This is a genomic window from Paenibacillus qinlingensis (genome assembly GCF_013204845.1).
In the GTDB taxonomy this organism is placed as follows: domain Bacteria; phylum Bacillota; class Bacilli; order Paenibacillales; family NBRC-103111; genus Paenibacillus_E; species Paenibacillus_E qinlingensis.
This window is the reverse complement of record NZ_JABMKY010000007.1, coordinates 175,237-191,098: the sequence shown is the minus strand read 5'-3', so window position 1 is coordinate 191,098 and position 15,862 is coordinate 175,237. Positions and strand designations below refer to the sequence as shown.

The window sequence follows — 15,862 nt, the reverse complement described above, 5'->3', positions numbered from 1 at the left end:
TTAGCTCAGGATTCTGCTTTCCAGACTGCGAATCGCGTCCTGACGGTTTTGAACGCCCATCTTATCGTAAATGACCGATAGTTTGTTTTTGACAGTTCCTTCAGTGAGAAACAAGGTGTCGGCGATCTCTTTGTTTGACAATCTTTGGAGCAGCAAGGATAAGATAGGCTGTTCTGATTTGGAGAATAGATTGTCCGTTTCGAAAAAGTGCTTTAATCGCTTTTCTTTCATATAATGACTGTTTGTAGCGGCATACTGCGCCACCTTGGCGGCAACTTCAGCCGGCAGTACAAATTGCCCGTTTACCGTATCGCGAATCGCTTGGACTAGCTTTTCGAAATCTAGTCCCTTCAGGATGTAGCCATTAGCACCATCGGCAAGTCCCTCGAAAATATATTCTTCTTCATTAAAAGTAGTAAGGATTAAAATTGGCAGTTCAGCGTCCCGTTTCCGAATTTCTCTGATACAGGAAAGGCCGTCCATCTCCGGCATTTGCACATCCATAAGGACGAGGTCAGGGCGGGATGTTTCTAATATTTGCAGTGCCACCAGCCCATTTGGTGCAGCCCCTATGACTTCCATATCTTCTTCGGACTCAATAACGAGCTCCAATCCGCTTCTTAATAAAGCATCGTCTTCCACGATCATAACTTTTAAAGGGTTTCGCATCCTTTATGTTCTCACTCCTCCCTTACTATGGTTCTATTATACTGTAATGCGAATGCCCTCACATCCTTTTAGGTGAAAAATAGTGACTATCCGTCACTATGCCTGTTGGGACTATTTTCATATAATAATGGGAAAATATTTGTTTTAATTTGTCGAAATGAAGTATTTGTGGAGACAGCCCGTCCATTCCAAGAAGAAAAACTTTGATTTTCCTATTTGTCGGGATAATTAATAGGCCTTAAAGACTATTTGCAATCAAGGTCTGGCATCGGCTGTCGGCAAAACACTTTATTCACTTTTGGGGGAGGGCTTTAGGTTGAAAAGATTTTCGTATAGGGGTTCCGGCTTCGCAGCTGCCATGCTGCTGTTTATCGCACTGGTCTTGCTGTACAGTACTACTGTAAGGGCCGCATCCTGGGATTTCGTTGATGGAAATGCAGCGACAGGTATTAACTATAATCCATCGAAAGCTGCAGCTGCTCCTAAGATGGCCGTTCTGAACGGCACTTTGTATGCGTCTTGGTCGGAATCGAATGGAACGAATGGCCAAATTCGTGTGAAAAAGTATGCCAACGGCTCCTGGGTCACAGCGGATAACAACACGCCATTGAACAAAGATGCAAATAAGGACGCAATCTACCCGACACCATTGGTGTTCAACAATGAGCTTTACGTAGTTTGGCAAGAGGTAAGTTCAATGTATCAGATACGGATATCTAAATTCAACGGCACGACATGGAGCAGCGTTGACGGCGGCGGAGCGAACGGAATTAACGTGAACGTCAACGACAATGCCCGGAATCCGAAGCCCATTGTATATAATAATGAATTGTATGTCATATGGGACGAAGCCTACGGTAGTCTCAGGGTCAAAAAGTATTCCGGAAGTTCCAGCTGGAGTCCGGTAAACGGCGGCGGTTCACCGTTAAATAAAGATACCACACAAGCTGGACAAAATGCGGAAGTAGCCTTACATGATGGCAAACTCTACGTTACCTGGTCTGAGAGCAACAGCACAAGCGGCAAGGTAGTGTGGGTTAAATCGTATGACGGTTCCTCATGGAACTTTGTCAGTGGCATTCCCAACACAGGTTTGAATATTGACTCCACTAAGTGGGCCAATATACCAACACTAGCATCCTATAACAACGAATTATACGTTGCTTGGTCTGAGGATAACCAGATTCGTGTCAAAAAGTATGACGGTGTGAACTGGACGTTGATCGACGGCGGCTCTGGGATCAGTTACAGCGGTATAAACGCATTCGCCGGGTTGCCCCGAATGACGGTTTTCGATGATAATCTGTACCTGATTTGGCAAGAGGGCTTGGGAAATTCTCACGTTCGTGTCAAACAATACGACGGCCAGACATGGACGTGGACTGACGGCAACACAACACAAGGCTTGAATAAAAATACTTCTATGAGCGCTACCTACGGTTACTTGACCGTGTTCGATAGCTCACTTTATGCGATTTTCCCGGAAAGCGATGGAACTGCCAACCAAGTGCGCGTTGCGCAGATGGGACCGTCGAACTATAAACCGACCGCAACAAGTGTCAACTACACTGGTACGCTGAAGGAAGGCAACACACTGACAGGCACGTACCAGTACAGCGATACGGAGAGCGATACGGAAGGAGCAACGACGTTTAAATGGTACACGGCAACGGATGCTGCGGGAACTGATAAAACAGCCATTCCAAGTGCAACAACAACCACGCTGAGCTTGACCAGTGCAGAAGTTGGCAAATATATCACCTTTGAAGTGACACCTGTTGCGACAACTGGTACGCTGAACGGTACGCCTACGACGTATACAAGCGCCAGCGCGGTACTAGCGAACGAAGCGCCAACAGCAACGGGCGTCAGCTTCACAGGAACGCTGAAGGAAGGCAATACTTTGACTGGAACATATACGTATGGCGATACGGAGAGTGACCTTGAAGGTACAACGACGTTCCAATGGTACACGGCAACGGATGCTGCGGGAACTGGCAAAGCGGCCATCCCAAGCGCGACAACAGCCAACCTGAGCTTGACCAGTGCAGAAGCTGGCAAATATATCACCTTCGAAGTGACACCTGTTGCGACAATCGGTACGCTGAACGGTATACCTGCGACGTATACGAGTACATCGGCTGTACTGGCGAACTCCGCGCCGTTCGCCAGCAATGTAATCATTTCTGGCAGCCTGATGCTCAATCAGACGCTGAACGGCAGCTATACGTATGCGGATGGCGATAACGACGCCGAGGCAGGCACAATGTTCCAGTGGTACACTGCCGATGATGCAAGCGGTTCGAACAAAACGGCCATTGCCGGTGCAACCTCGAAGACGTTGACATTGAAAGCGGAGCAGTACGGCAAGTACATTATTTTCGAAGTCACACCTGCAGCAGCTTCCGGTACTACACCGGGCATTGCCGACAGCAGCTCGACGCTCAGCCCGGTCGGGGTACTCAAAGGGGACGTCAACGGAGACGGCATGGTTACGCCCGTCGATGCGCTGTACGCTACGAGATACTCACAGGGGAAACTTACCCTTACCAATGAGCAGCTTAAAGCCCTGGATATGAACGGCGACAATAAAGTCGATGCGACTGACGCCCAGCTGATTCTCGATATCTATCTTGGAAAGGGAGTGTAACCTCTTGAAGAACCGGAATTCTTTCTTAACAAATCGTTCGCTTCGCCGCACCATTTCACTGTTGCTGATGGCTTGCCTACTGCTTGGACTTCTTCCGATGGCCTATGCGGGCTCTCTCTCAACTTTCAAAGCTGAAGTGATCAGTACTTCTGGTCACAGTGGACAAACAGTGTCTATCGCCGTGTATATGCAGCCAGGTGATACCATGATGGTAGACGACAGCTTCCGGAAATATACAATGAAAGTGAATTACGATCCAACTATACTGACACTAACCGGGGCCATTGCTAACGATGCGGAGGCTGGAACTTTCGATACCTCAAATTCGGTCACAGGCAGCGTGTATGTCACTGCAGCTATGTTCCCCAACAACTTCATTGATGAACGGAAACAAGTGTTTTCCATGCAGTTTGCCATTAATCCTACTTCAGCTCCAGGAGACACGAATATTACGCTGGATGGCGGTTCGTTTACCCTAGACCAGGACCCAATAGAAATTAATCAATTGATTTCGGGCAAAGTTACGGTACTGAACGACACCCCGACGGCCAGCAATGTCAGCATCGACGGTACGCTGAATGTCGGTGAGACATTAACAGGGAATTACACCTATGCGGATACGGAAAGCAACGCGGAGGCTGCATCTACCTACCAATGGTATCAGGCCAGTGACTCGGCCGGCTCGGATAAAATGATCATTCCGGCGGCAACGGGCAAGACTTTTGAGTTAGGAAACGATCAACTAGGCAAATATATTCTTTTTGAAGTAACGCCAGTAGCATCCGGTGGTGCAACCACCGGATCACCGATCCTAAGCCCAGTTGCAGGTCCTGTGACTGCAACGGCAGGTACGGCTACTGTTTCGATCGGTACCCGTAACAGCCAGCCCGGCACCGTCGTGCAGGTTCCTGTTACACTGAACTCAGCGTCGTCCGGTGTAGGTTCGTTCGGCATGCGCGTGGCATTCGATGCTACTGCGCTTGAAGTAATGACTATAACGGGACCTCAAGCAACCGTGTTTGACAGCATTTACAACAATAAAGACGGGTATCTGAGGACCGGTTGGGCCGATAGCTCTGGTGGCGACCAACTCCTAACGGGCGGTCAAAACCTGTTCATGATAACTTTTAAAATCAAAGCTACTGCGTCTTACGGTGTGAAAGCTTTAACAATAACCGACGAGAACAGTATCCAACAATTCACGCTGACAGACGCGTTGGCTGTGGAAATGACAAAGACACTTCACGCAGGCAGCGTAACGGTATCGCCGCAAGAAGAGTCCCAGAGCACTGCACCTGTAAAGGAAATAATTCAAGTCGATGTGAAAGCGCCAGGATCCAAGGATACAGCACCGGTGTCGAAAGCGGAAATTGAAAGAACGACCAAAGCCGACGGTACAAAAAGCGATAAAGTGCAGTTGACGATCCAGCAAGCGAAGCAGTCAGTGGCTGCTATTCGGGAAGCAGGACTGAATACGGCTAACATCATCATCCCGGATGCGAAGGACGAGGTGTCTGAAGTTCATGTAACGGTGCCCAAAGAAGCAAGCGGCCTATTCGCAGACGCCAACATCGACATCGGCATCGTGACCGATAACGTCAAGATCAACATCCCGAACGAGTCGCTTCAAGGCTTCACCGATGATCTGTACTTTCACTTCGTACCGGTCAAGAGCGATGCAGAGAAGCAAAAGATTAATAAGCGTGCAGATCAAGAACAAATCGTACTGATGGTAGTCGGCGATCAAGGTGTCACGGTTGTAGGCCGTCCCATGACGATTGAAACGAACCTGCAAAACCGCAAAGTTGATCTCGTAATGCCGCTCAAAGACATACAACTGAGCAAAGAAGAACTTAAGAACCTGGCTATCTATGTCGAGCATAGCGACGGCACGAAGGAACTGCTGTACGGCCAATTGGTACCGTACGGATCTTCGGAGGGTGACCTAGGCTTACAATTCTCCGTAAATAAGTTTAGTACATTCTCTCTTGTTCATTTGGACCATAAGGCAGAAACACATAGCGCTTATGTGAAAGGCTATGAAGACGGAACGTTCCGTCCGGAAAATGCGATAACTCGCGCAGAAATTGCTACAATCACATCCCGCGTTTTCGTAAAAGATGCGCAAGCTAAGAATATCTCTTACGGCGACGTTCCTAGTGACTATTGGGCAGCTGATTCTATTACCAAAGTTTCAGCTATGCCGTTGATGAGCGGCTACCCGGACGGCACGTTTGCCCCGGATCAAGCAATTACACGAGCTGAAATGGCGAGCTTCGCCGCTAATCTCATCGCAGATGGTACAATCGGAGAAGGCTTCACCGATATCACCGGCCATTGGGCGAAGGCAGCAATTGTGAAGGCTCAGGCTGCGGGTATTATGCAAGGTTATACAGACGGCAGCTTCAAGCCAGAACAGCTAATCACTCGTGCAGAAGCAGTCGTGATGATCAATAGAATGCTCGGCCACAAACCAAGCCACTTCAGTAGTATTTCGCAGCAGTGGAATGACGTGGCGAAGACGTATTGGGCTTTCGCGGATATTATGGAAGCTTCCGTAGACCATAGCTTTACCAGCAATGGCGCTGGCATTGAGAATTAAAGAGGAACAGAAAGGGACGTGCATCTTGCACGTCCTTTTTAGTGCTCTTGCCAACACAATCGACTGTCAAAAAGAGATCTTGTATGAATTAATTCAACCCATCCCTCAACCCAACCAACCTTATCACAATCTCATCCAACCGCTCCCTAATCAGAATCGCCTCAGCATACGTAGCTGGTATCCCTTCATAGCCACAATAAATGCCTGCTAACCCACCAGCAATGGCACCTATCGTGTCGGAGTCTCCGCCTAGATTAGCCGCCCTTTGAACAACTTCACTAAAGTCGGAAGCTTCCAGCAAAATGTGGAGCACCCAGCGGAATGTATTCACTACGAAGCCGGTAGCTTCGCAATTGGGTTCGGATGTGAGTATACTTTCGTATTCCGTTCCGATCAGCTCCTGCTGGATCACATCTTTCATTGCTTCTCCCAGCAGCAGACGAAAGGCAATGCGATTATACAGGATGCATGCTTCATTGCATCTCTCGTCATAATGGGTCATTTTCGATTGCATATGGGAAACTCGCTCGATATCTTTCCACTCCGTGTACGCCAACGCTACTGGCAAACAACGCATCAGTGAACCATTCCCAGCACTTTGGCCCATTTCAATGTGCGTTACGTAAGCAGCCTCGAACCAACTCTCCTGTACATTTTCAAATGTATGTCTGATGATGTTGCCGATATCCTTCGGCCTCGTATGATACCATTTCATGAACTGATCACCGATAGCATCCAAAGGGTGCGCTGGATTTTCCAAAATCCCCTCCGCCACACACAACGTCATCATCGTGTCGTCCGTCACTTCACCAGGCTCCAAGCGCCAGGCGCCTCCGCCAATAATCTCCGTTAAATATCCGTATCTCGCTTTGATTTCCCTGACACTCATGAACTCCGTCGTGCCGCCCAACGCATCACCGATCGCGACGCCATAGATCCCGCCTTTGATTTTATTCAATACGTCTTGTTTGTTCATATCCATTACTCCTTCCCAGCACCGTGACTCGTTTGTTTCAATATACATTCACTCAAACTTTGAAATTTCTGATATGATTGCAAAATATGACAGACTTTTTCCGCTCTCTCCTCGAGCGTTCCTTGTAATAGGAAATACGGGATCTGCCTCATTTTAAGATCCGCGATAATCTGCTTCTGAAACACAAACCGCTGCACCTCTCCCGAACGATCCCAAGTATCAGCATAAGGAATATCCGTATCACAAACAAAAACAAGATCATACCGCGATGCCGCATCCACAGCCAGTTGAGTCAAACGTGGCGTAGCCTTACCGTGGTAATAATGAGAGAACATATACGTTGTAATCGCATTGGTATCCACGAAGAGGACATCTCGCGCTTCTATCACAAGCAGCTCCTCCCTTTCCAAATGCCCCTCCGCGATCTCCTCTAACTGCTCTAACGATAATCTGCGATCCACTTGATGCTTCTCCCAATACTCCCGTCCATACTCCACCATCCAACTTGTATGCATCTGATTCGCCATGTAAGCGGTAAGTGTGGATTTCCCTGTCGAGGGAGCGCCGAGAAATACGACTTTCGCAACCAGATCTTTATAAACAATTGGACTCAGAAACTTTCTATTGTCAAAAGGATTCCCCCGCACTTGCGTACCCGAAACCGAAAATGTGCTCCGATCCGGATCTACCTGGCGATTCTCTGCTCCCAAAGCCGCGCTCATGTGATCACCATAAAACTCGCTGGAGTAAAAATGCGTGATCTCCCGCCCCTCCAGCTTCTGCAGGATATAAGCCTCATGCATCTTTTTAATCGCAGGTGTATCACCTATTTCATGGGGACCGTCCCACGCTTCGATAACATGAACTTGCGGATAGAGGGTACGAATCCAATTGGATCGCACACGCAAAGGGATATCCGTCGTTTCGGGACAGTCGTAGATGACAACGATCACTTCATCCATCTCCTTGATCGCAGTCTCAATCATGAATTGATGACCTGCATGCAGCGGTGCAAACTTTCCTAAAGTCAAGCCTGTTCTATTCTGTTGTGACATATGAAATCCCTCCGTTCTATGTTGTGTAGTTCACGTTTCCATCCAACATAGCCTGCAATGGCGATGAACAAGAAAATAAGGTATAAGAAGGCAACAGCATACAAATCTTTGTACGCGTACATCGCTACCGACATCACGTCGACAGCAATCCAGGCAAGCCAATTCTCTAGCACTTTTGACGAAAGTAAATACTGTGCTATAAGGCTTAAAGTAGCAATGAAAGCATCCGCATAGGGAATGGAGGCATCTGTGTATGTTTGCAGGACATAGCCCCAGAGCAGGGTCATCACTACCACAAGTACACTTAGGATGAACGTGAGTCGCGGTGTTATTTTTCTAGTCGGACGCACCTTGGTACCTTCTCTTTTCGTCAGCCAAATGATCCAACCATACACACTCAAGATGAAAAAGAACACCTGCAGCATCGTATCCGCGTATAGTTTCGCTTCCCCAAACATCACGAAGAAACAACCCACATTGACCAATCCAATTGGCCATGACCATATATTTTCCTTTGCTGTTAACCATACGCATAACAAGCCTGTCGTAGTCGCGACGATTTCAATAACCGTTGATGACGTGTAGATGGCGATAGCAACCATACCAATGAATAATGCCACAAATGTCCATGCTTTTCTCATACGTAACGCCTCCTTAAGATTAATTCCCAACAAACAATACTCTCATTATGACATTATCAAAAGGTAAAAGAGAGCCGCCTAGCTGTAAATCGACAGCTGAGGCGTCAGATCCGTAAAACAATAGAGCTGTGCAGCTCTCTGCGAGTAGCGATTGGAAAGCTTCGGCTCTCCGTTGCGATTCACCGCTTCCTCAATAATGCCTTTGCGGCTTTGCGTAGATGTGATTTTGCGAATGAAGTTGCTTTCCTCAAAATGCGGCACAACCGTTTGAATCACTTGATATAGCTCACCAATGGTGAACTCTTCAGGAAGGAACTCCTTGGCAATCGTCGTCGTTAGCATCTTTTTCTGAATCTGATGCAAGGCATCCGTCAGTATCTCCCGATGATCAAAAGCCAACGCTAACTCTAATGCTTCCTTCACCGTAAATAGACGCACATCAGTCGCATCCGTATCGGCACGCCTTTCAGCCAACAATTTCTCATGAACTAAAGCATAGAAAGCGTGAGAAATGATCCATCCTCTTGGATCACGTCCAGGTTCGCTATAGACGTTTAAATATTCCATATGCACATCCGCGACGCCCGTCTCCTCTTGGAGCTCCCTCCGCGCACATGCATACATACTCTCCGACTCTTGGCAGAACCCGCCAGGTAACGCCCATTGGCCCTCGAATGGCCATTGTTTTCTTTGTATGAGTAGAACCTTTAGTTCCCTAATAGGCAGCGCCTTTTTGGTTGTATTCTTTTCCGTTGAGGTAATGGTGAAAATGACAATATCACTCGGTGCACCGTCTGGTGTCCGATACTTATGGGAAGAGTAATTTGACTCTTTTTCGTTCGTGTCCATTGTGGCACCTGCCTTTATAACTTTAATGTCGATATGATATTATCATTATGACATATTTAAAAGAGATGTCAAGTGGGCATCGGCCCATATTCTCGCTATATTTCGCCAAAATCACTTTCTTTCACATGGCACATCACGTAAAATATAAATAAGGGTATCCATCACACATGTTGGATACAAATTCGATCTTAACGAGGTAGGCTATGAAACCAACTGTTCTCCACTTCATTGCTCCACCGATTCCTTATTTCTTAGATTGCGGAAGCGCTTACTACGACATGGGGGAGAGTCATATAAGCAGGACTAACATCGGTGCCTTCGACCTCATCGTCGTTAAGAAAGGAACGATTTACATCGGAGAAGGTACGAATGAATGGACGCTCCAACCTAATGATGCCATCATTCTAAGACCCGATCTCTCGCATTTTGGAACGGCTCCTTGTGAGCAAGAAGCCGAAATCCTTTGGATCCATTTCCATACGTATGGTGCCTGGGATGAGTATATGGATATGGATACGTGTTTAGAGAATCAGAATTCTCTCATTGAGGATCACAAACAAAAGGCTTTCCTAAATCATGCTGAAGTGAATTCCATATTTATCCCCAAATATATGAAACTCAATCACAAAGCCTTAGAAATCTTGGAATATTTCTTCGACTTGGAACAGGAATCGCGCTCTCAACGGAATTGGCGGAAACAGAATACGTTTCAATTGTTTATGCAGCATATTAACCGTGAATTAATTTCAACAACCGACATGACTGCGTTTCATTTAGCTGAAAAAGTCGAGCTGTTTATTCGCCAAAATTATACGAAAAAAATATCCAATGCCCTATTACAAGAGCATCTTAATTATCATCCGAACTACATTGCCAAATGTATGTTGAAAGTGTTCGGGATGACCCCCAATGATTATTTGCTTCAATTTCGTATCGAACAGTCCAAGAAGCTGCTGATTCAGACCAATTGGACCATGGCGAGAGTTGCCGAAGAGAGTGGCTTTCAGCACGCCTCCTACTTCTCACACTGCTTCTCAACCAAAGAAGGGATCTCTCCTTTAAATTTCCGCAAAAACTATACAGGCCATTCATGAACATCATGCCCGCATGAGACGCAAACATGGGATCTCGCAGGAGAACCTTGTTGGTTGAGTTCCTTCGTAGGTGTGGCGTGGCTTTCTGATTTACACATTTGATTAACTGGAATACCTACAGCTATTCTCGAGGAATTTCCTCGAAAATTCGATTTAACTGTAAATTATGTAGTTAAAACTACCGTTTTTGCTCAGACCGCGTAAAATGCGCAAAATTAACTGTATATTTTCCATCTACTCGGCGTTTGATCGTAAAACCCTAATATTTAACTGCATAAAATCCATCTATTCATCTGGCGGACAGCAGGGCAGTTTCAAACTTACTTAAATAAATAGCCAGCAACCTAGATATCTCAGGGTTACTGGCTATTTCTCGTTCACTTACTTGCACAGTCGTATCACATTCCAAGATAACTTTGGCAATGTCCCGATTAGCAAATCGTCCTGAATGGCAGCATCGCCATCGCAATGCGGTTTCACTCGATTAGGATGATTCATCGTATTTACAGCTTTGACATCCTTGTTTTCCAATACAATGTGTTCTACAACGCGGTATCCTTCAAAGCTGCGCAAGTCGCATGAAACAACTAGTGAGGAATCAAGACTTTTATTAACTGCAAATATCGTAAGTTCGTCCTTCTCTTCCCGATGAACCACAACGGTATCCAGATAAGGGACATCCGTATAGTCTTTCGTATCATATTTAGGAACATCGATAAATGAATGCAGCACGGTGCCTCTTCCATAAACAGAAGTGTGCATATACGGATAAAAGATCGTTTGACGCCATGCAGGTCCACCCGTTTGTGTCATAATCGGGGCTATGACATTCACTAACTGCGCCAAGCAGGCTATTTTCACGCGATCCGCATGTTTTAATAATGTTATCAGCATCGTACCTACCATCAGTGCGTCTTCCAAGGTATACACATCTTCAAGCTGCGAAGGCGCAAATTGCCACGGTTCTATCTTTTTGTCAGACTCCAATGTATGAAACCATACATTCCATTCATCGAAGGAAAGCATCATGGTTTTTTTGCTTCTTTTTTTGGCTTTTATATAATCACAGACCGCAATAATTTCTTGTATAAAAGCTGTCATATCCAGCGATTTGGCCAAGTAATTGGCAGTGTCATTATCGGCATTTCCATAGTACGTATGCAAGGATAAATAGTCCACATTATCATACGTGTGATCCAGCACGGTAGCTTCCCAATCCACATAGGTTGGCATACTACGAAAAGAACTTCCGCATACGACCAACTCAATCGTCGGATCAACGAGTTTCATTGCTTTTGCTGTTTCATTGGCCAATTGACCATAGCCATCTGCCGTTTTGGCACCAATTTGCCAAGGTCCATCCATTTCATTTCCTAAACACCACGTCTTGATCCCATGGGCATCTGGATAGCCGTGAGCAATTCGCAAATTACTCCAATACGAACCCGCATGATGATTGCAATATTCTACCAAGTTTCTGGCGTCATCTATCCCCTTAGTCCCCAAGTTTACAGCCATCATCGCTTGTGCTTTGACTTGTTTGGTCCATGCGAGAAATTCATTTGTTCCAAATAAATTAGGCTCTAGTACACGCCACGCCAACTCCAGCTTGGCAGGTCTTCCACTGATCGGTCCGACACCATCCTCCCAGTTGTATCCCGAGACGAAGTTTCCTCCTGGATATCGAACAATAGGTACGCCGATTTCCTTAATCATCTCGATAACATCCTGTCTAAAGCCATGTTCATCTGCTGCTGAATGCCCAGGCTCATAAATGCCACCATAAACAGCACGACCTAGGTGTTCAATGAAAGATCCATATATGCGCTCATCGACTTCAGCCCTTCGAAAATCTTTATCCAACTTTATAGTCGCTTTTAACACAGTCGTCATATTGCGCTTCCTCCTAATTTCAGTTACCAAGCAAGTATAGCCCATGCATAGGAGAATATCGTTAAATGATTTGAACCTGATTTTTAAAAATAACAACCTATTCAAACCAGCCTTCCACCTGTACTTACACAGAAAGCTGCCCTTCAGATCTACGAAGATCCGAGAGGCAGCTTCTTATAAATGGATTATGTTCCGAATACTCGCCACGATTCAATTCCGGTTGATGTGGTCGCTTTGGCTGTTATGTTGACACGGATCTTGGTCGTAGAAACAGGCGTAAATGTCGTCGTGTTGTATTGATTGGCGACAACCCCTAGTCCTGATGGGCTTGCCACATTGACCCATGCGGTTCCATTCCAATACTGTATGGTATAGGAAGCTGGGAGATCGATTCCTTGATCATCGTCAAACCAATAGATCGCTGTACTGGACACTGTTTTGGCTGATGCAAAGTCATATTGCACCCATTGTGTCGTACCTGGATTATCCCAGTTTCCATATACAGAATGCCCTCTGTCATTCGAACTTGTGGGTGCATATCCATCGTTCAGACCGGCAAGGCTTTCCCAAGCTGATACGAACGAAGTCGTCGTTGTCCCTTGTGGTGCTACATCTTGAGGTCCTGACGGTGTGCCCACTTGCAGTTTCACATCGTACGTGGCGTTCGTTCCAACGCTAAGGTTAACGATGGTTTTAGCGCCTATCGTCGCTGTTACTGTGCCTGTTTGCACGTTGTTAACAAGCACGTTATACGTACCTGCTGCAAGACCCGTGAAGGTGACTTTCGTGACGTGGGCTGCTGTTGTCGTCGAATTCTTCAAAGTAAAGTTGACATCATTCTTAGCTGTTGCCACGATGGCCGATGTATATTGGTCGCGCTCTAATTCCATAGAGAACTTCTCCGTAATGAGATTCAATCGTTTGAACAAACCATCCTTCGGTGTGATCGTATATTTCCCGCTGCTCAGGGTAACGTCCGCCCCATAGCCATACAAGCCAAAGATGGGATCAACGGCAATATCCGCACTTAAAATTTTCAAAGCACCGAACAGCCCAAGATCAGCTTCACCGCTCATTCCGCGCCAGCCGTTAAATAAAGGACCGCCATCCAAGCCGAGAGCGCCGTGATTTCCTTTGCTTGCTTGATAAGTCCAAGAAACAGCCCCAATATTCGCTGCATCACTACTGATTTGACCCGAATTAATCGCACTAATATTCGCTATTTTCGCTGCATAAGATAGCCGCTGTTCTCTCTCAGGCGTCGTGGAATTCGTACGTATCCAGTCATCCATCGCATAACCTGCAAGTGACGTACTGTATTGGAAATTCCACCAGTTATCCCCCGTAATGGTTACAGGATCCGTGTAGTAATACCACACTGGCATATGACCGCGTGCTGCTCTCGTTTTGGCATTGATTTTACCTTTGATGGTATTGTTATTATTCATCTTAGCCAGCATGTAGACAGATTCTTCCCCCGTATTGTCGTAGCTGTATTCAGATCCATATGGATAGGCATTTGCTGAGAAATTGCTGTATTTCGTTGCCATTTTGCTAATGATATCATTTGCTTGCGTCGTGTAGCCTTCATCTTGAAGTGCTTTAATGATGTCTGGCGTCGTTAACTCGCCCATTAATCCCGTCTCCCAGTTGTAGGCGACAGGTCCGTCATATAAGGCTTTGAACACATTGTATGCACGAAGCAGATACGTATTTTTGGGATTCTTGTATGTGACCAGATTCGGGTAAAGCTTTGCAATTTTATACATACTGAAGTACGTATTATAAATGTGCGGATACGCATAGCCCCGATAGGTTGGCGTTGTATTCGGCTGTGCCATTAGAAAATCTGGTACAAGATAATCAGTATGATGACCATTCATCAAATTGGTCCATACGGCCGTTTCCAAATAATTATCTACGGCTGTTACTTCAGAAGCGATAGGGGTAAGCGCATTTTTCTCGGCAAGGAATTGACCATGTGTAAGTCCCCAGTCATCTCCCCAACCCCAGTATCCAGCGAAATTATTTCGCTTAGCTTTGGTCTGCATCATCCAATCATCGAACACTTTATCACGAATATCCCCTGGCACATTCCATTGTTGATTGTTCACCATGAACGTTGAATGCCGCTGTAACGCAGCATCGATAGGTTCAATCGCATAGAATTGAAGAACTGTTTTCTCTCCTGAGCCGTACGTAACCGTAATATTGTTCTGTCCCAAATGGGTCATCGTCATCTGATACAATTTGTGATCTGTTCCCGTCGTACCTAAAGACGTAATTGTCGTTTCTGAAGGATATTGTGGAGTAACGGCTGTAATGGCTTTGGAAGTATGCAAATCAAACTTAACCGTCTGATTCGTTGGCACGATCATGCCAGGAACCACATTAAAATCGACCATGCCTTCGCTATACAGCCTATCTTGAACGGCATACTCATCCGCAGCTTTGAAAAATTTGAAGGCATACGTTTTACTTGCGCCTGGCGCTAACGTTAGGCTCGTGTTAGGCAAATATCCACGACCATTGCTTTTAATCACATTGGAGTGAATATAGTACACATTCAGCCCCTTCGCATAGCCACCTTGATCCGCTGCCCACATGCTGCCTGGATGCTCTTCAACGCGCCAATTGTCTTGATACTCAAGACCCGCTCCCGTCGTCGTATCAGGTACCATGAGCAGAGAAGGACCAATACCGCTAGGGCGCTGCGCCACAATATAGGAACTATTGTTACCGATAAAAGCATGTGTAATGACACGTGTCTCATAAATTTCGTCATTATTGCCGGCAGTGAAGAATTCATTGAAGGGGAGCGGGAGGCCGAAATCTCCGATTTCCAAAGTTTGCGTACTCGTATTGGTAACGGTAATTTGCCATTTCAAATAGTCACTCACAAGGGAGTACGATTCATCCACTTTGAAGTTTTTAATCCCTGCACTGTTGGTTGAATTCTGATACGTAATATTGACGGTATTGCCCGTTTGGGATGTCGTTCTGCCATCCGCTGATTTACTCGAAAGCGCTTGTGTCCAAGCCCCGGTTCCAAGCTTATACGTAAACATAAGCTCCCCAACCCATTGATGATCCGCTGTATTCTGATTCGGTGCATTCGTTGCATTCATGACATAATTGGTTGGATAGGTATCCCCGCCAATTTGTAGCGAAGTAATTTCGCCATTCGTACCCGTCTGAACCGTAAAATTACTATTCGTAATGGTATTGGCTGAAGCTAGCTGTGGTACCAACAGAATGGCTGCGGCTGTAATCGTGGAAGCTGCAAACAGTTGCACTCGCTGTAACTTTGACATCTTACTCCAATACTTACTAAGTATTTGCTTCATTAGAAAACCTCTCTTCTCATCTTAAATTTCTTCGACATCTAGCAGGGATTCCTCTTACTATTTGGCTTCGATCCTGGCTGTATCGT

The 15,862-nt window shown here is 46.1% G+C and carries 10 protein-coding genes and 1 pseudogene; 3 read left to right on the top strand and 8 right to left on the bottom strand.

Annotated elements, in window-relative coordinates:
* Positions 1–669, bottom strand: coding sequence for a response regulator transcription factor (locus HQN88_RS15545; RefSeq protein ID WP_173113554.1), 669 nt, complete (start codon positions 667–669; stop codon positions 1–3).
* Positions 670–985: 316 nt separating this feature from the next.
* Between HQN88_RS15545 and HQN88_RS15540 the strand changes: the two genes are divergently transcribed.
* Both HQN88_RS15540 and HQN88_RS15535 read left to right on the top strand, forming a co-directional pair.
* A complete protein-coding gene (locus HQN88_RS15540) occupies positions 986–3,319 on the top strand; it encodes a dockerin type I domain-containing protein (protein ID WP_173113551.1) in 2,334 nt (777 codons plus the stop codon).
* A gap of 4 nt (positions 3,320–3,323) precedes the next feature.
* Positions 3,324–5,921 (top strand): S-layer homology domain-containing protein, encoded by a 2,598-nt coding sequence (locus HQN88_RS15535; protein ID WP_173113548.1) that lies wholly within the window; start codon positions 3,324–3,326, stop codon positions 5,919–5,921.
* Positions 5,922–6,009: 88 nt separating this feature from the next.
* Here HQN88_RS15535 and HQN88_RS15530 read toward each other — a convergent pair whose 3' ends face one another.
* The 4 genes from HQN88_RS15530 to HQN88_RS15515 all read right to left on the bottom strand — a co-directional run bounded on the left by HQN88_RS15530 (position 6,010) and on the right by HQN88_RS15515 (position 9,442).
* Complete coding sequence (locus HQN88_RS15530; protein ID WP_173113546.1) at positions 6,010–6,903, bottom strand: ADP-ribosylglycohydrolase family protein; 894 nt, start codon at positions 6,901–6,903, stop codon at positions 6,010–6,012.
* Positions 6,903–7,952 (bottom strand): AAA family ATPase, encoded by a 1,050-nt coding sequence (locus HQN88_RS15525; protein ID WP_173113543.1) that lies wholly within the window; start codon positions 7,950–7,952, stop codon positions 6,903–6,905. The genes HQN88_RS15530 and HQN88_RS15525 overlap by 1 nt, the downstream gene beginning before the upstream one ends.
* Positions 7,925–8,593, bottom strand: coding sequence for a nicotinamide riboside transporter PnuC (pnuC, locus tag HQN88_RS15520; protein ID WP_173113541.1), 669 nt, complete (start codon positions 8,591–8,593; stop codon positions 7,925–7,927). Before pnuC ends, HQN88_RS15525 begins: the two co-directional genes overlap by 28 nt.
* 78 nt (positions 8,594–8,671) lie before the next feature.
* Positions 8,672–9,442: an NUDIX domain-containing protein gene (locus HQN88_RS15515; protein ID WP_173113538.1), complete on the bottom strand. Its 771-nt coding sequence runs from the start codon at positions 9,440–9,442 to the stop codon at positions 8,672–8,674.
* A 203-nt stretch (positions 9,443–9,645) separates the two neighbouring features.
* On the opposite strand from HQN88_RS15515, the gene HQN88_RS15510 reads away from it, so the two are divergent.
* The gene (locus HQN88_RS15510; RefSeq protein ID WP_173113536.1) at positions 9,646–10,536 is read left to right on the top strand and encodes a helix-turn-helix transcriptional regulator; all 891 of its coding nucleotides are present in this window, start codon (positions 9,646–9,648) and stop codon (positions 10,534–10,536) included.
* 381 nt (positions 10,537–10,917) lie between these two features.
* Here HQN88_RS15510 and arfA read toward each other — a convergent pair whose 3' ends face one another.
* The 3 genes and pseudogenes from arfA to HQN88_RS15500 all read right to left on the bottom strand — a co-directional run.
* Positions 10,918–12,429 (bottom strand): arabinosylfuranosidase ArfA, encoded by a 1,512-nt coding sequence (arfA, locus tag HQN88_RS15505; RefSeq protein WP_173113533.1) that lies wholly within the window; start codon positions 12,427–12,429, stop codon positions 10,918–10,920.
* A gap of 185 nt (positions 12,430–12,614) precedes the next feature.
* Positions 12,615–12,980 (bottom strand): galactose-binding domain-containing protein, encoded by a 366-nt coding sequence (locus HQN88_RS38395; RefSeq protein ID WP_420794134.1) that lies wholly within the window; start codon positions 12,978–12,980, stop codon positions 12,615–12,617.
* Between the two features lie 57 nt (positions 12,981–13,037).
* A pseudogene (locus tag HQN88_RS15500) lies at positions 13,038–15,743 on the bottom strand (DUF5695 domain-containing protein); the annotation flags it as partial.
* Between the last annotated feature and the right edge of the window lie 119 nt (positions 15,744–15,862).